Origin of the sequence: Planctobacterium marinum (assembly GCF_020687805.1) — a bacterium.
In the GTDB taxonomy this organism is placed as follows: Bacteria; Pseudomonadota; Gammaproteobacteria; order Enterobacterales; family Alteromonadaceae; genus Planctobacterium; species Planctobacterium marinum.
The window spans coordinates 1,107,475-1,126,427 of sequence record NZ_JAJEWQ010000001.1; the positions used below are offsets into that span (position 1 = coordinate 1,107,475).

An 18,953-nucleotide genomic window follows, 5' to 3' on the forward strand; every position below is an offset into this window, starting at 1 on the left:
GGTATCGCTGAACTGAAAACGTTTACTACAAACGCCGGGCCCCAATAGTAACAGCAAATTATTCAGGCATTAAAAGGAGTTACCTTTGCTTCAACCTGCCCCCTAGAAATTGCATTTTCTAAACTGATTTTTTCAAAGTTAGAAATTCCCGATTGCAACAGTGCATCTCGACACAAATAAGAAAAACTATTTCTTCCATGATGTTTGGCTCTATACAAAGCAACATCCGCCAGATTAAATAAACTATTCAGACAGGGTACCATTTCGCAATCAACAGGTACTGTGCCATGCCCAACTCCAAATGAACAAGTTATTGAATTATTGCCATTTTTTGAAATTTTACTGAACTCAATTTTAAGAAGCCCATTTATTTTATAAATCAAATCCGTTAGTTGTGTTTGTGATGCTTTTTCAACCAAAACCAAAAACTCTTCACCTCCCCATCTAAATCCATGCACATCCGAAGAACTAACAGCTCTGAGCACCTTACCGACGACTTCAAGAACCTGATCGCCTGTATCATGCCCAAGTTCGTCATTTATTTTTTTAAAGTAATCAATATCAATTAATATTAACCCTAATGAAGCTAAACTAGTGTCCCCTTCCCTTTGCTCAAGGGTGTTAAACAATCTGGCTTTTTCACTTGTCAGAAATTTAAAATAGCGCCTATTGTAAAGACCTGTTAAATAGTCAGTTCTACTTTCTCGTTCAAGTTCATCTTTTATTGCCTGCAGTGATTTTATTGCGTCTGACAGACTTGAAGTTTTCTTTTTGACCTCTAACTCTAATTTCTTTTGGTTGACTAATAGTTCAGTTTCCTTTCGCTTTCTTAAATACTCAATTATCAGAAGTAATAAAACAAAAACCAGTGAATAACCAAAATATGCCAACGAACTTTTCCAAAAAACAGGAGGTACTTCTAAAACAATGGTTAATTCATTTTCAATATTTTTTCCATAGCCATCTCGACCTTTAATACGGATTCGATGAATACCCTCTTTAAGGGGAGAAATACTTAATGTACCATTGGCCATTTTCCTCCAATTATTAGGCATCTCATCGTCGCTCATCCAGTTATAATAATACTCCTGGTTCCGCGGGTAGGCGTAATCATCTATATAAAATCTGATTTCAATGGCGGCGCCATTCTCGACCAAATAATGATTGTTCCCAGATAATTTTGTTGGTTTTAAATTTAACTGGCTGACAATATCTGTAACGCTATCTACATGTATTTTTGCTGTACTCGCTTCTACTTCACCGAGGTAATTGTCAATATTGACCTGATTAAAACCATTACCGCCACCAAAATATAACTTTTCATCGATTGTACTTTTAAAGTATGAACCACTATTAAAATCAGCACCCTGCAAGCCATCTTGTTTTTTAAAATTAACAACTTTGCCTTGTCTTAAATTGATAGCGGAAAGACCTTTTGAATGGCTTAACCAGAGCAAATTATCTTTACCACCACGCAAGCTTCCATAAACAGAGTCAGACACCAGTGGGGAAGTGCGAACATTAAACAATTTTTTTTCTATCTGACGCCTTGAGGCATCCAGTTCAACAATATAAACACCGTTATCTTGTGTCGAAATGGCGTATGTATCCATTCTGCCCAGCTTGGTAATACCCATTACTCGTTCAATACCCAATCTGGAAAAATTGACTTTGTCAGAGAAATAATCCTTGTCAGTTTTCAGACTGACGGACTCTGCACTTCCATCGTACAAACCCAACAACAAACCGCCATTATTCATTGGCGCAAAACTGGTTATATAATTTGAACTGATTGTTTGCGAAGAATGCCCGGTTGCTGCAATTTGAAGCAAAACACCTGATTCAACCTGATACTGGTAAAGCCCGCCACCAAAAGTCGTAAAAAGTATGGAACTGTAATCCAGGGACTTAATGGCACTAACGGAGTCACTCTGCAATACATTGTTATTACTTTTATTTATAACAAGATCAAGCAATCCATTTCTGTTAAACCGCAATATGCCGCTGGCATAAGTACCAACCCAAAGATTGTTTAGTGCATCAATATGTAATTCTACAACGTGTTTATTTTTCAGATTTTCCATTGGCATATTTTTTTGCGAAAAAATTCCATTGTTCCAGGTACCAATAATCAGTCCCCAATGTTCCGATTCAGCAAAAGCAGTAACAACACCACCTAATTCAATGTTTCCATCTGTCAGCTTAAAGTGGTTGAATAAAGAAAGGTCCCCCCAATACTGTTTAACACCAGAATTTGTGCCAAACCAAATAACATTGGAGTTATCAGTTAATCCTGACTGAATGAGAAAAGGTGTTGGTTTTTCAATGATTTTTTGCAGTTCCTTACTTCCACTTTCGAAAATACAAATATGAGACGAGGTCGTCACCCAATAAAAATCTCGTCTCTTGAAAACCCCATTAACTGTTCCGGCACAATTTAATATCTCGGTAGCTTCAATCTCCGAATATGGTTTTTCACTTCTGGAGTAAAGAATGGCTTTGTTTTTTCCGCCAAGTACTAACTGTTCTCCAATTAAATTAATTGTTCTCACCCCTGATACAGAATCACTGCCACGTAAATTAACTGGCTGAAATATATCGATTTTTTTATTGTAAAAGTACAGTGTATTTTCACCCGCAGCCCAGACTTCGTCATTGGCAACTGTCATTGTCAGCATACTCGTATCTTCAAGATAACGATTGATTTTAGTAGCCGTATCTCCGGAGTATTTTATAATTCCGTGATTTCTGGTCAGGATCCATATATTCCCGTCTCCATCAATCCCAGATTTTCTGATATCGATATCTTCTATCCGATTTAGGCTTAGCAGCGGTTCAAAAGCAGCTTTTTGACTATCAAATTTATCAACGCCTTCTCTATGTGTGACTAAAATGTCACCACTTTTTGATTCCATTATTTCAACAATATAATTATCACTGAGCCTCGATTTGCCATCATTTGTCAGAAAATTCTCTATTGAGAGACCGTTGTACCTTGAAAGTCCGTCCTGCGTGCCAAACCACATATGACCTTTTGAATCACGATAAATGGTCTCAATGGACAAATGAGCTAATCGGTCATTTAAGTGAAACTCATTCAGATCAATAGTCATTCTAAATTTGAAATTTTCATTTGCAGACACCTGAAAACCGAACGAGAGTGTTAAAAACACCAAGAGTCGCAAGAGCAATTGTGAAGCTAAAACTAGAAATGTTTTGAACACATTTGAAGATTTAGTGAGAGCTATAGACGTACAAATTTTTGACATTAACTTATATTTTTCACACCTTAGAACAAATAAAAAACTGTCGGCTTTCAACCTGTCACGCTCAGATCAGAAATCTAAAAACTGAATGAATAACTCTTCTATTTTTTCTGAGGACTTAAATTCAGCCAATTGTAAATTGAAGTTATTGATGATTATTCTGTAATGAGGTGATTGCGTGCTAATTGCAAATCTGACAGGTTTTAACGCAATATTTTCTGCAATTTTAAATTGATCAACATATGAACATTTGTGAACCAAACTAAAAAACGACAATTCTTCAGCCACAGCCCCGTCAATTCTGCCCATATTTAACAAAGAATATAGTATGTCATCTGTACCAACTAATACCTTATTTGGTATGAAATAAGAAGTTGGAGATCCTCTAACCCCACCAAGTAGTAAATTACTTCCTTTCATAAAATCACGAACGACAATATTGGATGTCGCTTTGGTTATCAAACTCAAACTCGCATTGTAGATAACGTCTGAATACCAAAGATTTGCATCTTTGTGTTCAATAAACGGTAACGCTGTTAAAAAGCCGTCAATTTCACCGGATAATATCAACCTTTCAGCCCGGCCCCGAGGTAGAGGAATAATAGCCAGATCAGTAATACCAACATTTTCCAAAATGCCGCGCATTATTTCTACATCTATCCCCGTCACCGCGTTGTTGTGTTGAAAAATAACGTACGGTTCAATATTTTCTGCAGTGGCCAGAGTTAACTTGTCACCTAAACAAGGAAGTACCGCAAAGTAACCAAATAGAAACACCGAATACCAGCAATGATTCATCGTCCTTTAGTGCCATTTCTGTCTTTGACACCACTCCATTGCAACTGAAAATGTAAAAGGGGCAAAAGCCCCTGAAACAACGAAGTTTAAAATGTAGAAATAACCCTTAAATCCCCTACAGCAGCATCACTTACGAAGCCAATATAAGCGGGATTACCCTTTATTTTTTGTAATATTGCCTGCTCATCCGTTAGTACTTCAGGGGGTTCGCCTTGCCCGGTAAAAACCAGTTTTGCCCAATAAGATTTCAGTTGTGCCGGTGACTTACCCAGAACATCAGCAACAAACTTATCAGTAGTAGGGTTTGACTCCGGCAACGAAATCGGGACTGCCGCCCCCCCTCCAGGAAACTCGCTTTGTTTTCCGAGGAAGATTCGCACAATATCATCTTTTGATAGCGCACTACTGTTAGACGGGTGCACAACAATACTGACTGAATTTGCAAACAATGGCAGCAACAAACACGATAAAAAAACAGCCTGGCTTAATACTTTTTTCATTATTCCGATTCCTAAAAGACGATATCAACACCTAAAGTAACTACATCAAATTCTCCCTTTTCCCCTAGAGGTAAAGTCAACGGTCTGTCATCGTCACCAAAGAAGTAGTCAAATTTTAAGGCTGCGTTCGGATGGAAATCGTAACGCATACCTACCCCATAGCCATCAATCAAACCTCCACCGGTAGCTATATGTAAAGCTTGCGCTGCGCCTTCTAAAATGGGATGACCAAGAAAGTCAAAACTTTCCAGCTCCAAATCCCGGTCCAGCTTCTCTTTTCTGACAGTAAGCAAAAGGTCGTTAAACCGATAACCTAAAGATAAATACCATCCATCCACATCGGGAAATGCAGTGTCATCCAAAGTAACCTGAGTGCGTTCATAGGACACTAAAACATCCTGATAACTCCAGTTAAAGCCAGCATAAGCGTAAATACCGTCTTTATCGGCGTAACTTAACAAGTTGACTAACTGTTGACCCTGAGCTTCTGTAGCGCCATTAGCAATGGCGGCTGCAGCAGCTCCCTGCCCTACGCCATTTTGCAATTCAATTAAACCGCCTTCGTCGTCAAAGGTAAGCGACATAACACCCGAAAATAGCGACCAATTGTCTTTAGAGACTTCCGCCCTAAACGACAATAAACTATCGAAAGAGGCAGAAAGCTCACTACCAGTTGCACCAATAAAAATATCGCCATCCCAGGTACCATACAGGGTTTTTGTTTTAAGCAAAAAATCGCCTATAAGATGCTGCGTATCCAGGGAAATACCTTCGACTACATTAAACTCATAGCCAAAATATACTGACTTAGGCAGGCGGCCATAATCATGTGCATAGCCCACCAACTCATATTCGGATTGGTAGAATATGGGGTTGGCCATACGACCTGCATTAATAGTAAAATTATCATTCAGCTTGTAAGACAAGTAAGCCCAACGGGCCTCCAAATCAAAATCGTTTCGGCCTTCAGCAACCATTTGAATAGTTGCTGTTAAACCGTCAGCTAAATCAGCGCGTGCCTGTAACCCAAATACTGAATCGTTTTTAAACGTAAATTCATTGTCATCTGGTAACTGATTAATAGGTACTACGATATTGTCGTATGAGGCATACGATGCCTTCACAGATGCAAATCCATTCCATTGAATTTCAGCAAAAACGGTTGAAGAGGCAAAACTACCTGCTATCAGCAAGCCCGTTTTTAGCATGCCAGTGTTGTACTGCTTCATTTTTTATTTTCTCTTATTGTGTTAAACGTTAAATTCGTCAGTTATCTGTGTAAGTTCATTTGCCATCTCAACTAAATGAGCACTGACAGAGGCCAGTTCGCCAGACGCTTTTTCATTTTCCAGAGCTGAAGTAATCACCTTTTCAACTGTGCCGGTAAATGTGCGAATTAACTCAACCTGATTACTTGTTGCTTCCGCGTTGTCTTCAGACAGTTCCCTGATACGATTGATATCAAGAGCGATTTGAGTAAGCGCTTCGTTTGCAACTTCGATTTGTTCAAAACTGCTTTCAGCCTGACCTCTTGAACCTGACAATGCCGTAGACACCCTTTTTGCACCGGATTGCAATGTTTCGATGGTATCCTGAATGTCAGTGGCTGATTCCTGTGTTCGGGTTGCAAGCATGCGCACCTCATCTGCAACAACCGCAAACCCGCGTCCTTGCTCTCCCGCCCTGGCAGCTTCTATAGCCGCATTTAATGCTAATAGATTAGTTTGAGAGGCAATGTTTTGAATTACTTCTAAGACTGAGGTTACATGAGCGACATCTTTTAGGAGTTCATCCATATCCGTGACCGCCTGTTCAGCGGCCCCTTTCAACAACCCTATTGATTCAACGGTTTGAGAAAACATCTTCTTACCCGCTTCAGTGTTGTCATAGGCAGAAACAGATATGGCTTTAGCTTTATGAGAATTGTCAGCAATTAAATCTGTATCACAAGTAATTGAGTTAATTGCGGTTTCTGCACTTTTTGCATTTTGTGATTGCAAACCAGAAATCGTACTGGTTTCTTCAGCAGCCGAACTAACATTGAAAGCATGTGTAGAAAGCGGGCTGGAAAGTTCAACAACTCTTTTAAATGTACTATTCAGCTTTTCAATAAAAGCATTGAATGCAAAAGACAGAGCAGCAATCTCCCGGGTACCAGTGCTTTCCAATCTGACAGTCAGATCACCAGTACCATTAGAAAAACTTCTCAATGAATTTGTAACACGCAGGAGGGAATCTGAAACACCGCGCTGAACAGGAATTGATATTCCAATAGACAAACAAATACTAACCAACCCCAACACAACGCCTTGTGAGATTACTTTTTCACTTTTTGAACGCGCTAATTGGATATTTGCAGTAAGATTTTGATTTATTTCGTTGCGATAACTCGCATATTCCGTCTTGAGCGTCTCTAACAGCTCATTCATTTTCGCTCTATCCTGACCTGTCGGGATATAACCTGAATCTGAACTATCAATCAACGCCATCACCAGGCGTTTCGACAACGCAAAATAGTTTTCAAGAGCGTTTACCTGGCGTGAAAGAAATTCACTTCTTTCCAAATCCAAAGAGATCAAACTGTTGTTGACTTCTGATAACTCACTATAAAAAGCCTCAGCTGTAGCAACAGCATCTGAATCTGCAGTGATAGCTGCTGAAACAAAGCTTTCAGAAACACTTTTAAGTAAAGCTACTCGCTTTTCTGCCAATTGAAGTTTCGGATAATCATTTGATTCCAATGAACTCAATAATGCGCTGGAAGCTAAGCCATTAACTGTCACGCTGATCAAAAAAATCAAAAAACATATCACTCCAACAGTAGGAATAATATAAATACGTGCGGCAATACTATTGATTGTAAACTTTGGCTTGGCCATTTGATTTTCGTTCCTGAAATTGTCCCGGGAAAGGTAACAATCTTGAGGCACACCTAAAATCACAGATAGTTCAGAAAACATAGCCAAAAGTTCAAATTAAAGTAAAAGTTAAAAATCCCCCTTAAATTCGGTAACAATACAAACCAAAGTGCAATTTTTTACACTCATAATAATTTGAATTCAACTCAAGGAATAACGAACCAATACTAGAATTTTAAAAATTGTGATCGTTGCAACATAAATAAGATATCAACAATTTTAACTGTTAATATTTATGCAATAAAAAACAACGCCAAATGCGAATAAGTTAGGTAGGAAAATAAATCCAGGAACAGATAAGATGGGCTCAATTTGAATTTAAGCTTAATTCAGGCCAATATTGAGCTTATTAGCATTCAGGTTTAATATCCGTATTAGTTTGATAAGCTTTTCTGACTTCACCGGGTGGTTTTCCGATGATCTTTTTAAATGCACGCGAGAATGCAGCTTCTGACTGATAGCCTACGTCTAAAGCAATAGAGAGCACGGTATCTTTAGTCAATTGCAATCTGGCATATGCCAACGACATACGCCACTCGCTTAAATAATCCATTGGGGTGTTACCAACCAAACGCTTAAACTCCTGAACAAAACTCGTCCTGGACATCCCAATACTCTGCGCAAGCCCTTCCAAAGACCAGTGTTTTTCAGGAGAATCGTGGATTAAAGATAATGATTTCCCAATACGATCATCCTCTAAAGCACCCAGCCAGCCCAATTTTTTACCGTTTAAACTCTTTAGATATTGACGCATTGCCGTAATGACCAGAACCTCGGACAATCGGGTAACCACGGCTTCCGCTCCAACACCGATAATTTTCGATTCACCGTTTAACAAATGATTTAAACTCTCTACGATACTTATTGCTTCACGATTGTCAGCGTCTATTTTGATATATGTAGGTAGGATACCGAGAAGTTTAATAGTCAGCGGATGTTGAAACAGCAATACACCACAAATCATTTTTGTCTGCGCGCCACCACCACCAAACGTCAATGTCTCATAACGTGCAGAAACAGCTTTTATTGGTAAAGCATTTAGATTGGTATACTGTTGACAAGTACCATCAGAAAGTCGATGACCTTCGCCTTTAGGAAACAGTATAAAATCCCCCGTACTCAAATCAAATGTTTCACCTTCAATCTCAAAATGACTCTTTCCACTAAGCACAAGGTGAAACATCATACAGTTCGGCATGGCGGGCAAATCTATACTCCATGGACTGGAAAAACTAGAATCCGTAAAAAAAGCCCGCTCCATCTTTAAACTATCAAGAAGCTTTCCGATTGTTTCATCACTAATATGAGTTTCAATTCGTTTTTTATATTCGAACGTCATACTGCTTCCCAAATCCTTTCTGAGTTAAGAAAGTAAATGATTGAATAGTAGCTTCGATACGATGAATGAGAACGGTTATAACACCAACAGAAATCCAGTCATAATCGCGGCAACAGTTCGAATATTATTCCAAAAAGTCCATTTTTCAAGGTATATTTGCCAATAATTAGGGCTGTTGGTCTGGCCATGTTCTGACTGTAGCGTTTTATTTAATGGCACATTTTTAATGACGGTTACAAATGTTGTACCTAGCAAAAAAACCACACCAGCAACAATATCACCAGTATTTCCAAACAAAATAAAATACAGAGAAGCAATTGCTGATCCCATAAAAAACAACAAAAAGACAGGATTTATAATCTGCTTGTTTATTTCCACCATTACCACTGCACCATTGTCTGATCTTTTTAAAACATTCATAACAGTGTTTGAAAACACAAAATACAAGCCAATCATTGTTAGCATGGCAAGTTTCAATACTGCTTCTACAATCGGTATTCCATCAACTGCCATAGTGTTACCCTTCCTTTAGAAAATACGCAGCATTATCAATGATAAACTGACTGAAATTTTTTGGCTGCCTGCCAAGAGCCTCTGTAATTCCATTTTTTATACTCTCATTTCGTCCATCGAGCACCTCTGTGAATAGATAGCTGAGCGCATCTATAGTGTTTTTTTCAACACCACTCCTTGCCAGGTTATTTTGGTATGCAGACAAACTAACTTGCTCAAAAGTGATAACTCGGTTCATTCTTTGACTAAAGCGCTCCGCAATTTGTGCAAAGCTCAATAATTCTGGACCTGTAACTTCGTATAATTTGCCATTGTGTTTGTCCGTAGTTAACGCTGCCACTACTATCTCAGCGATGTCGTCAATATCGACAAAAGGTTCTTTTGTCTCTCCGACAGGTAAGGCAATTTTGGATTGCTGAATATATTGCCTGAATAACCCTTCACTAAAATTTTGGTTAAACCAGGCGGCACGAACAATTGTCCAGCTGATGCCTGATTGTTTGACTATATTTTCAGATAGTTTCGCCGCAGGCTCGCCTCTTCCGGAAAGTAGCACGACACGCTGTACCCCTTTAATCTTTGCCAGAGCAATGAATTGCGAAATATCTTCAGGAGCTTTGGGTACCGCCAGATCAGGGTAATAAGTTATATAAACTTGTTTAATTCCGGTAAGTACTTTGGCCCACGTTACAGGTTCGTCCCAATTAAAATAAACGTGCGATGATCGGGAAGCACATCTGGGAGAATATCCCATTTCCCGCAATTTTTGTTCGACCCGAACACCCGTTTTTCCTGTAGCGCCGATAATCAGATGTTCATTAGATAATTTAACCATAGCATTCAGTTCACTAAAAAAGACAAATAGTTATTTTATTTTACTGCTCCCCTATCAAAATTTATTGCTTAGAGTTCAACAAACATTGCAGAACGGTTGTTTAATTGAGCGAGTAGTATTTCAGTGTTTAATCCAGGCCCAAAATAGCGTCATATTCATTTTCGTCGCGACAGACCAGGTCCATGGTTTTTAGTACTAAAAGATAATCAGCACCGTTTTCAGGTACGCAGTGCAGGTCATGTATTTGCACTGGTTTAATAGCAACAGGCTCTTTTACAGCGCCTGATTTTGACAGGTTAAAACCACCCAACTCTGACATAATGTTTTCCTCGTTTTTAAATCATAAATCACAAGAAAAATATTAAATAATCAGAGACTTAAAGCAATATTATACGATTATTTAATAACCACCAAACCCTGACTCATAGCGCAGTATGGTGGCTTTTTGTTTAGGGGTTTTTCGAGCAGATTTGGGATTATCAAATACATTGCTAGTTGCTCACCAATAACAATGGTCTACAGGCCCTTATGACGTGTTTACAGACGAAATACCTTTACGGAAGAATCTAAAGAAACGGACACCTTGTCCAGCTCCTGACTTGAATGCGTCAATTGTTTTGCAATGCTGGCAGTTTCATTGGTTAACTCGTTGATACCTTCCACGTTTTCTTCCAGGTCAGCCACCACCGTCGATTGTTCTGTAGTGGAATTTGCCACCAGCACTGTTTGCTCCAGGATATCCATAACATTACTACTGATTTTCTGTAATGCCTGTTTAGCCTTATCCGCATATTCAACAACAAAATCGCTGCGTTCACGGCCTTTTTTAATGGCTTCAACAGCTTTGCCAGAGTCGTTTTGCAGACGATTAATCACCGTCTGAATTTCCTCGGTGGAATCAGTAGAGCGATTTGCCAATTTGCGCACTTCATCCGCCACAACGGCAAAACCACGGCCTTGCTCCCCAGCCCTGGCGGCCTCAATCGCGGCATTTAAGGCCAGTAGGTTAGTTTGTTCTGAAATCCCTCTGATGGTATCCAGCATTGCACTGATATGATTCACTGATACAGCCAGGGACTGCACCACATCCGTGACTCCGTGCAGTTCATCAGCCAAGCCTGAAATATAAACCCGGGTTTTAGCGACAATATCTTCGCCTTCGTGACACGTCAGTTTTGCTTTTTCGGCCAGGTCAGCACTAATAGCCGAATTGCTTTCCACCTCTTTTACCGTAACGCTGAGTTCATTAATGGCGGTGGCCACCTGTGAAGTACGATCTCGTTGAAACAGACAGTTGTCACCGGTGCTTTTTGCCAGTTCAGCGGTAGCTTTAGAGGATATGGTCAGCGCTTTTGAGTTTTGCTGAAGATTAATCACCGCATTTTTGACTCCTTTCAGGAACACATCAAAGCTGCTGGCAATTTGTGCCAGTTCATCATTGCCTTTTAATCCTATTTGTTCTGACACCGACATAGTGCTTGCTGCTCTGGCCATGGCTTCCCTGATGTGCCCCACCCGAATGCGCAGCTTATTGGCAACAAAAAAGCAAACCAATACACAAAATAAAAGCGACATCCCCAGAATCAGCACTGTGCTGCGCAATGATTTCTCGTATGCTTCGGTACTTTCAGCGTTTAGTTTTTTAGCCTGTTGCAGTAAGGTATCCAGGATGTCGTTGTTGGCTTTGCGCATCGCAATATAGGAATTGGCGTATTGTCGATAATAACCACTGGCCGCTTCCATATCTTCTCTGGACAAGGCATCCAACATGGGATTTAGCTCCGTTACCACCATATTTTCGAAAATATCTGTCAGTGCAAGCGCCTTCTGTTTGAGCCTCTCATCCACCTGAGTTTCCACGGCTCTTGCCAGTTCTTTACGCATGATGGGAATGTCTTCTATTTTAGTTTCTTCAACCCGGGTATGAATGCCTCTTGCATCTTTGAGTGGCGTCATTTGTAAGAACATCATATCTATTCCCACCCGCATACGTGGGATCCTTGATGCAATTGTAGCAACAGCCCGCATCGGCTCAGCGGTATTCAGATACAATTGCTCAGTATGGTGAATTAGCCGGGATTGATAGACTGCACCAATCACTCCAATGCCCAGCATGGCAGCACAAGGAATCAATATGGCCAATAACAACTGATTTCGAATGGTAATGTTGGATAAATTCATGGACACCTCACAACCTATACTAAAAATTGCAAATACCAGAGCCTGTTAAGTTTTGATTGTTTGTAAAACGCTGCTCTCAACAGAGAAAAAACAGCGCCCAACACTCACTAACTAACGGCTAAACAGAGCAGCACCAGGGCTGCCGCCGAGAAGATAAACCACAAGGGCAATACAAACTTGAACCAACGTGTCCATGAAATGCCCGCCGTGGCCAGATAAGCCAACAGGGTGCCAGAGGTGGGGGTCAGCAAATTGGTAATGCCGTTACCAAATAAAAACGCTGTGACGGTTTGCTGAGAAGTAACACCAGAAAGTTGCCCCAAAGGGCTCAGAATTGGAATACTTACGGCCGCCTGTCCGGATGTTGATGGGATCAACACATCCAGTAATAACTGGCTAACAAACATACCGGTAACAGCGGCGTATTTATTCCCTTCGCCAATGAAGCCAGACATCCAGTTCACTATGGTATCCAACACATAAGCATCACTGAGCACGATTGCCACTGCCGAAGCTACACCAATTAAAAAGCTGGCTAACAGCACTTTTTTCATGCCCTCAACAAACACTTGGGCGGCTTCCGATGGCTTGTAACCACTGATCAGGGCCAACAGAATACTGATCAGAATGTAATAACTGGTGATTTCCTGATGCTTCCATTGCCATTGATTGGAGGCGATGGCCAAAAAGATAATGCTGATAAACATCACTGCCAGCATCAACACATGACGAAACGGAATGGTAAAATGAGGGGTATCTATACTTATCTGAGAAACTGAATTAGCTTTGCGCAATTTATAGATCATAAAGCCAACACCCAGCATCAGAAACACCACAAAATAAACGCTGCGCTGCATTGCACCGCTAAAAATGGGCAATCCCACCAGTGGTTGCGCTATCGTGAGAGGCAGCGGATTCAGAATAGAGGCGATGTAGCCCACCTTCACTGAAATTGTCAAAATGGCAAAACCGTATATGGGATCCAGCCCAACCTTTCTGGATAGCGCCACCATAATGGGGATCACCAACAAATACTCAGATGCCAGCCCTAGCATGGTACTGCCAAAACTAAATACCGTCATCAGAATGATGGTAAGTGCAAATATATTACCCTTAACCAGTCCGATAAGTTTGTGTAAACCGTTATCAATAGCGCCAGATGATGTGAGAATGCCAAACATGCCGCCAATCACTAACACCATAAAGATAAGCCCGGAAGCCTTATCCAGCCCTTTGGGTATAGCCTGCAACAGATCGGCAACACTGGCCGGAGTAGCGCCCTCAATATCCTCTTTATCCCTCACCGACAATAAATGGCTTAAGGAGGTATCTTTTTCAATGAGCTGAAAGGTGCCGGGAATAACCACCTTACCATCGCGTTGATAGCTCCCCGAGTCCACCAGGTAAGTGAGCGCACCGGCAATAAGTAAAATAAATAACAGAATAACCAGCGGATTTCCTTTTACAGAAGGCTCCTTTGCTACCTGACTGTCAGTATCAACGGCACTTTGACTTTTCATTAGGGAAATCTCACTCATATCAATACACCCACCCGGGATATTTAAAACAACTATCTAAAATCACAAAACGAAACTTTGCGGATGGGTTTAAAATAACCCACCCGCCGTGGTTTCGGCTTTAAAAGCGATAACTCACCTTGGTATACATAAATCGACCAATGGCGTTGTAAGTGTTTTGATCAAAATTAATATTGGCATTGGTTCTGGATGTAGGTGGTTGTTTATCACCGATATTGTTCACCCCTACAGTCCATGTCCATTGCTCATCAAACTCATATACTGCATTAATGTTGTGATACACAGTAGTACGTATGTGCAGCTCCTCACCCTGGAAGGTTTCTGTTGTATCACCGATATGGCGCAGCGAGTAAGCTAACGTCATAGGCCCTCTCTCATATCTTGTCGAGAATGAACTGCGCCATTCAGGATAAGCTTCGCGGCTGCGCGCTTGCCCCAACTTGTCATCCACCACGGTTGAACCATCAGACAGTACCGAGGTTTCTTCATAAGTGCTTAATTTTGAAATGGTTAAACTGAAATCCCAGTCACCCTGCCAGAATGAATCGGTATAGCGGATCACGCTATCCACTCCAGCCACTTTGAGGCTGTTCAGGTTGATAGGACCGTCGATAATTTCCAAGATTTCGCCACTGCCATCACGGGTAATTGAGTCACAGGCCCGCCCGGTATTAGCACAGGTATCCAGAATGCTTTGTGCCCCCACAGTGGTAATAGAGTTATCGATTTCAATATCAAACCAATCCAGGGTAATGCTAAAACCGTCAATTGACGCCGGTTCGTAAACGATACCATAGGAAATGTTTTCTGACGTTTCAGGTTGCAGTAAACGATTGCCCCCGGTTCTTAATTGCACGTTGGAATCGGGCTGAACATAGGAAGCGGGTACACCTGCACACCCCACCGAGGAATTATTGCCGGAGCACGGATCAATTACCGCAGAAAAAGTAAAGCGCTCCCCTTCATATAACTCAAGAATTGACGGTGCTCTAAACCCCTCAGCCCAGGTGGCACGCAAAGAGACATCTTGGACGGGCTTGTATTGAATACCCGCTTTACTGTTCGTCGTGCTACCAAAGGTACTGTAGTCTGAATATCGGGTAGCAACAGATAACTCTAAATACTCTGCCATGGTAACTTCGCGCAATAAAGGGATCGCCAGTTCGACATAGGCTTCTTTCAGATTGTAACTGCCATCTGTGCCGTAGCGCGGCGATGAGGAGGTAGTTCGGTAAGTGTTGAGTAAGGGCGCATCATTAATTGTACTGTCAGGGGTATCCACCCCTTCTTCCCGACGGTATTCGATACCGGCCGCCAGAGCCACTTCACCGGCGGGTAACTCAAACAACACACCCGAGATGTTAGCGGTAAAATCCAGTTGTTTTGCTTCGTTCTCGTCTCTTCCGGTAAAATTGATGTAATCAATCACTTCATCAGACAACGGGTTAAACAAATTAATCGGTACACAACCCTGGGCCAAACTGCCTACATCAACATCAAAAGCAGATGCGTCACAGGCTTGTAAACCCAATGCCAGTTTATCTAAATGCAATTGATTGTATGAAGTAAACTCACCTTTGTTACTGGCCACCGACAAAAACGCATCCCAACTCCAGAAATCGCCCAGGTCCACCTCACCTTCAAGGCCAACACCAAAACGCAGCGTTTCCACAACCTGTGCATTAACCCGATAATCATTTTCAGTGATAAAGGAAGTATGCTGAAAATCACTGCCACTAAACTCCACACCAAATGGATTAACCAGCGGATTATTAGGGATAGAAAATCCTCTGGAGCCTCTTACCACAGATAACACAGGGGAAAACTGCTGGTCAGATTCGCGACGATTGTACAGTGCTTCGACGCGCATTTCGGTACTGTCAAAGGGTATGATGGCTTGCAGGTAAGTAGAGAACAACTCCTGTGGCCCTACTACGTAGTTATTATCGTAGCGATTGTAGGTGTCACCAGAAGTGGCCGCACGCCAGGAATCCAGGTCACTGCCATCCTGACCAGCGTTTCGGGTGATCCCAAGTGTCGGAATCTCGAAATCTAATACTGATGCTAAATTAGCTTCTCTGAAAAGCCCTTCTGGTGTTCCAGATGATAAACCGTTAAGAGGAACTGCTGTTAATTCCCGAGCTTGAGTGTAAACCGGCTCACTGTCTGAATAGCTCATCGAAAAGAGTACATTGGCATCACCGATGTCATTGCCCCAGAGCATATCCAGGTTCAGCGTTTCTTTGTCACCATGACTGGTTTCGCCATAATAAGTTGATATCTCGGCTCCCACATATTCATCATGGGTGTAAATGTTCATTACGCCGGCAATAGCATCCGCACCGTAAATTGCCGTAGCGCCGTCTTGCAACACTTCAACCCGCTTTACAATCGCCTTAGGAATGGTATTTAAATCAACAAAATCCCTAAAACCCCGGGTACCGGCACCATTTACCCATCGGTGGCCATTTACCAGAATCAGCGAGCGGTTTTCACCTAAACTACGCAAATTCAAACTACTTGAACCATGACTGGTGCCCGCTGAACCATTGCCGTTCAGACTGGCACCCACTGAGGGTAACTCCTGCAGAATTTCTCCCAGAGAAACAACACCTTTTTGATTCAAATCTTTCAGCGAAATATCCTGCACAGGACTGGGTGAATCACTACTTCTTTTGATGCGGCTCCCTGTCACCTGAACCCGCTCTGGTGCATCTTCATGGTTTTGACCATGCTCAGCAGCAGAAGTACTTTCCTGAGCGAATACGCTGTTGTTTAATCCCAGCAAAATACTCAGGGCAATGATACTCAACCGAGGTTTACGTACGTTCATTTTCTAACTCCGATTTGGTTGTGTTGTTTTTCTGTTCGTTTCACCGATTAAACCGAATATAGAAAACGCAAAAACCTCATGCAATAAAATTAATTTACATCATAACTTGATAACTTTTCGTTATACACAAAAAGTCAGTGAGCTTAAGCCAATCTCACTAATTAAGGATAACAATTACCCACAACCTCCATACCGGTCTCTCGTTAAACATTGAAACTCAACTTACACTGGCGATAACTTTTTATCATAAATCAATCAATATAAATCATATTATTGAATAGAAATATGAGAGGGCTAACCTAAATAGTACGATTAACAACCAGTGTTTTTCTTTATTAAAAATACTGGCATAAACGCAGTTATCGGCACTGAAAAAGCAACCATTGCAGGCCACAACAATAACCTGACAACGCACAGTGTGGAATGACTAAAACACCTGAATAAGGTGGCGTAAGACATTTTAGTTAGGTAGTAGCAAATGGAAAATAGTGTTATTCAAGACAGTGGTAATCCCCAATTTAACGAGGGGATGAAAAGCTTTGCAATCATCCAACCTGAAACTGATGAATCTGTCATTCCGCTGCTTATTGACAGTCCACACAGTGGCCGTGTTTTACCCGACAACTTTAAAACCAGTGCCTCTAACAACGCACTGTTATCCGGATGGGACGCCTGGATAGATGAGCTATTTGGTGATTGTAGCTATTTTGGCGCCACCCTTATCCATCAACACATATCCAGAATGGTGATTGATTTAAATCGCAAGTACGACGATATTAATCCTGAATTACTCAGCGACAACGCTGCAACAAGTGGACTGGCTATTAACCCTAGCGCATACAGCACAAGAGGCATGGGACTTATCCGTCAATTTGCATTGCCTGGCATTCCTGTCAGTGAGGGAAAGCTGTCCGCTCAGGAAGTAAAAAGCAGAATTGATGACTATTACTTCCCCTATCACAACGCGATAGAAAGCAAACTAACCAACTTCAGGCAACGATTTGGTGCTGCCTGGCATATTGATTGCCACTCCATGAAATCCATTGGCAATGCCATGAATATTGATGCGGGCCTGCCGCGTGCAGATATTGTGCTTAGCGACAGAGACGGCGCTACGGGTGATCCAGCGCTGATGAATTTAATGGCTTACCACTTTCGTGACCTGGGTTATCAGGTTGCATTAAATAACCCCTACAAAGGTGGCTACCTGGTACAAGCTTATTCTGATCCCCAAAACCGTATTTATTCAATGCAAATTGAATTAAACCGGGCCCTGTACATGAACGAACAAGCGTTCAGCAAGAAGCCTGAGTACGAAGCTCTCAAAGCTGATATCAATAACGTTTTACAGCAAGCCGCAACCTATGTAAAACAGGCGATATCTTAGCAATGTCACTCGCAAACCGATTAATAAGTGCAGTTATGCTTTTGCTCGCCTTCACTGCGAGTGCCAACCAGAAGGACATTACTTTTGCCTTCGCAGAGCAGCCCCCCTATGTAGTGCTAGACAAAAACGGATACCCCTCCGGAGACTATGTTGAGCTGGCAATGGCAGTAGCGAAAGCACTGAAACTCAACTTCGAGTTCTGGAGTTGCCCTTTTGAACGCTGCCTTGAGCTCATCAAAAATGCAAAAGCAGACATTATGATTGGCCTCGAAAAACACCCGGAAATGCAGCGCTATATGAGTTTTATCGCATTTTCAGATAGCCCCTCTGAAACCCTGTATGCATATTATCAAAAAAGCTCACAGCCCTTTTCTCTAAACCTTGACGATTATCTTGAAGTAAGGCCAAGAAACCTGCCAGGCGGAGCACTGTATTTTCATCATAATGGTAATAATATCAGCTATTACAAAAGCCTCAGCGCCACCACCATTCCTCAATACTTCAGGTTACTGGCTTCCGGTAAAATAGACATGATAGTCAGCGCCAAAAGCATAGGTGATTATCTGTTAAAACAACCTTTGGCAACACAGGATGTATACGCGTTCCCAATCAGTAACGCCACCTGGCAAACTGTGCCGATGATAGGCATAGCCCGTAATTCGCCACTTCATCAGCAAATGCAGGATCTACAAGAGCAGTTTAACAGACTACGTTCTAAAACCGTTGCGAAGAATGATTTTGCTTATGCTGATATAGGTCAGTAGCATCCGGTATTATTTCGTTGCTGGACGCAGGCATATCACTTAACATCGGCAAAGGCTGGAATCCCATACACCAGAAAAGCA

General features: G+C 41.6%; 14 protein-coding genes. 2 read left to right on the top strand and 12 right to left on the bottom strand.

Annotated elements, in window-relative coordinates; all coding sequences use genetic code 11:
• Positions 1-62: 62 nt before the first annotated feature.
• From LJ740_RS04915 to LJ740_RS04970, 12 genes are all read right to left on the bottom strand, one after another.
• On the bottom strand, positions 63-3,143 hold the full coding sequence (locus LJ740_RS04915) for a ligand-binding sensor domain-containing diguanylate cyclase (RefSeq protein ID WP_229527928.1): 3,081 nt from the start codon (positions 3,141-3,143) through the stop codon (positions 63-65).
• Positions 3,144-3,335: 192 nt separating this feature from the next.
• The gene (locus LJ740_RS04920; protein ID WP_229527929.1) at positions 3,336-4,064 is read right to left on the bottom strand and encodes a substrate-binding periplasmic protein; all 729 of its coding nucleotides are present in this window, start codon (positions 4,062-4,064) and stop codon (positions 3,336-3,338) included.
• Positions 4,065-4,150: 86 nt separating this feature from the next.
• Positions 4,151-4,564 (bottom strand): type 2 periplasmic-binding domain-containing protein, encoded by a 414-nt coding sequence (locus LJ740_RS04925; protein ID WP_229527930.1) that lies wholly within the window; start codon positions 4,562-4,564, stop codon positions 4,151-4,153.
• Positions 4,565-4,575: 11 nt separating this feature from the next.
• Complete coding sequence (locus LJ740_RS04930) at positions 4,576-5,793, bottom strand: porin (RefSeq protein WP_229527931.1); 1,218 nt, start codon at positions 5,791-5,793, stop codon at positions 4,576-4,578.
• 21 nt (positions 5,794-5,814) lie between these two features.
• The gene (locus tag LJ740_RS04935; protein WP_229527932.1) at positions 5,815-7,443 is read right to left on the bottom strand and encodes a methyl-accepting chemotaxis protein; all 1,629 of its coding nucleotides are present in this window, start codon (positions 7,441-7,443) and stop codon (positions 5,815-5,817) included.
• Positions 7,444-7,831: 388 nt separating this feature from the next.
• Complete coding sequence (locus tag LJ740_RS04940) at positions 7,832-8,821, bottom strand: AraC family transcriptional regulator (RefSeq protein WP_229527933.1); 990 nt, start codon at positions 8,819-8,821, stop codon at positions 7,832-7,834.
• A gap of 75 nt (positions 8,822-8,896) precedes the next feature.
• Positions 8,897-9,334 (bottom strand): anthrone oxygenase family protein, encoded by a 438-nt coding sequence (locus LJ740_RS04945; RefSeq protein ID WP_229527934.1) that lies wholly within the window; start codon positions 9,332-9,334, stop codon positions 8,897-8,899.
• Positions 9,335-9,338: 4 nt separating this feature from the next.
• On the bottom strand, positions 9,339-10,169 hold the full coding sequence (locus LJ740_RS04950; RefSeq protein WP_229527935.1) for an SDR family oxidoreductase: 831 nt from the start codon (positions 10,167-10,169) through the stop codon (positions 9,339-9,341).
• A gap of 127 nt (positions 10,170-10,296) precedes the next feature.
• Positions 10,297-10,488 carry a hypothetical protein gene (locus tag LJ740_RS04955; RefSeq protein ID WP_229527936.1) on the bottom strand — a complete coding sequence of 64 codons (192 nt, stop codon included), beginning with the start codon at positions 10,486-10,488 and terminating at the stop codon, positions 10,297-10,299.
• Positions 10,489-10,706: 218 nt separating this feature from the next.
• The gene (locus tag LJ740_RS04960) at positions 10,707-12,350 is read right to left on the bottom strand and encodes a methyl-accepting chemotaxis protein (protein ID WP_229527937.1); all 1,644 of its coding nucleotides are present in this window, start codon (positions 12,348-12,350) and stop codon (positions 10,707-10,709) included.
• 107 nt (positions 12,351-12,457) lie between these two features.
• On the bottom strand, positions 12,458-13,888 hold the full coding sequence (locus tag LJ740_RS04965) for a YfcC family protein (protein ID WP_229527938.1): 1,431 nt from the start codon (positions 13,886-13,888) through the stop codon (positions 12,458-12,460).
• Between the two features lie 100 nt (positions 13,889-13,988).
• Positions 13,989-16,721: a TonB-dependent receptor domain-containing protein gene (locus LJ740_RS04970; RefSeq protein WP_229527939.1), complete on the bottom strand. Its 2,733-nt coding sequence runs from the start codon at positions 16,719-16,721 to the stop codon at positions 13,989-13,991.
• 478 nt (positions 16,722-17,199) lie between these two features.
• On the opposite strand from LJ740_RS04970, the gene LJ740_RS04975 reads away from it, so the two are divergent.
• Both LJ740_RS04975 and LJ740_RS04980 read left to right on the top strand, forming a co-directional pair.
• Positions 17,200-18,108: an N-formylglutamate amidohydrolase gene (locus tag LJ740_RS04975; protein WP_229527940.1), complete on the top strand. Its 909-nt coding sequence runs from the start codon at positions 17,200-17,202 to the stop codon at positions 18,106-18,108.
• 35 nt (positions 18,109-18,143) lie between these two features.
• Positions 18,144-18,872, top strand: a complete 729-nt coding sequence (locus LJ740_RS04980; protein WP_229527941.1) for a transporter substrate-binding domain-containing protein — start codon at positions 18,144-18,146, stop codon at positions 18,870-18,872.
• Positions 18,873-18,953 lie beyond the last annotated feature (81 nt).

Excerpts from the sequence above, each read along its gene's own strand:
- LJ740_RS04920 (WP_229527929.1), bottom strand. The coding sequence starts at position 4,064 with ATGAATCATTGCTGGTATTCGGTGTTTCTATTTGGTTACTTTGCGGTA.
- LJ740_RS04925 (WP_229527930.1), bottom strand. The coding sequence starts at position 4,564 with ATGAAAAAAGTATTAAGCCAGGCTGTTTTTTTATCGTGTTTGTTGCTG.
- LJ740_RS04930 (WP_229527931.1), bottom strand. The coding sequence starts at position 5,793 with ATGAAGCAGTACAACACTGGCATGCTAAAAACGGGCTTGCTGATAGCA.
- LJ740_RS04935 (WP_229527932.1), bottom strand. The coding sequence starts at position 7,443 with ATGGCCAAGCCAAAGTTTACAATCAATAGTATTGCCGCACGTATTTAT.
- LJ740_RS04940 (WP_229527933.1), bottom strand. The coding sequence starts at position 8,821 with ATGACGTTCGAATATAAAAAACGAATTGAAACTCATATTAGTGATGAA.
- LJ740_RS04945 (WP_229527934.1), bottom strand. The coding sequence starts at position 9,334 with ATGGCAGTTGATGGAATACCGATTGTAGAAGCAGTATTGAAACTTGCC.
- LJ740_RS04950 (WP_229527935.1), bottom strand. The coding sequence starts at position 10,169 with ATGGTTAAATTATCTAATGAACATCTGATTATCGGCGCTACAGGAAAA.
- LJ740_RS04955 (WP_229527936.1), bottom strand. The coding sequence starts at position 10,488 with ATGTCAGAGTTGGGTGGTTTTAACCTGTCAAAATCAGGCGCTGTAAAA.
- LJ740_RS04960 (WP_229527937.1), bottom strand. The coding sequence starts at position 12,350 with ATGAATTTATCCAACATTACCATTCGAAATCAGTTGTTATTGGCCATA.
- LJ740_RS04965 (WP_229527938.1), bottom strand. The coding sequence starts at position 13,888 with ATGAGTGAGATTTCCCTAATGAAAAGTCAAAGTGCCGTTGATACTGAC.
- LJ740_RS04970 (WP_229527939.1), bottom strand. The coding sequence starts at position 16,721 with ATGAACGTACGTAAACCTCGGTTGAGTATCATTGCCCTGAGTATTTTG.
- LJ740_RS04975 (WP_229527940.1), top strand. The coding sequence starts at position 17,200 with ATGGAAAATAGTGTTATTCAAGACAGTGGTAATCCCCAATTTAACGAG.
- LJ740_RS04980 (WP_229527941.1), top strand. The coding sequence starts at position 18,144 with ATGCTTTTGCTCGCCTTCACTGCGAGTGCCAACCAGAAGGACATTACT.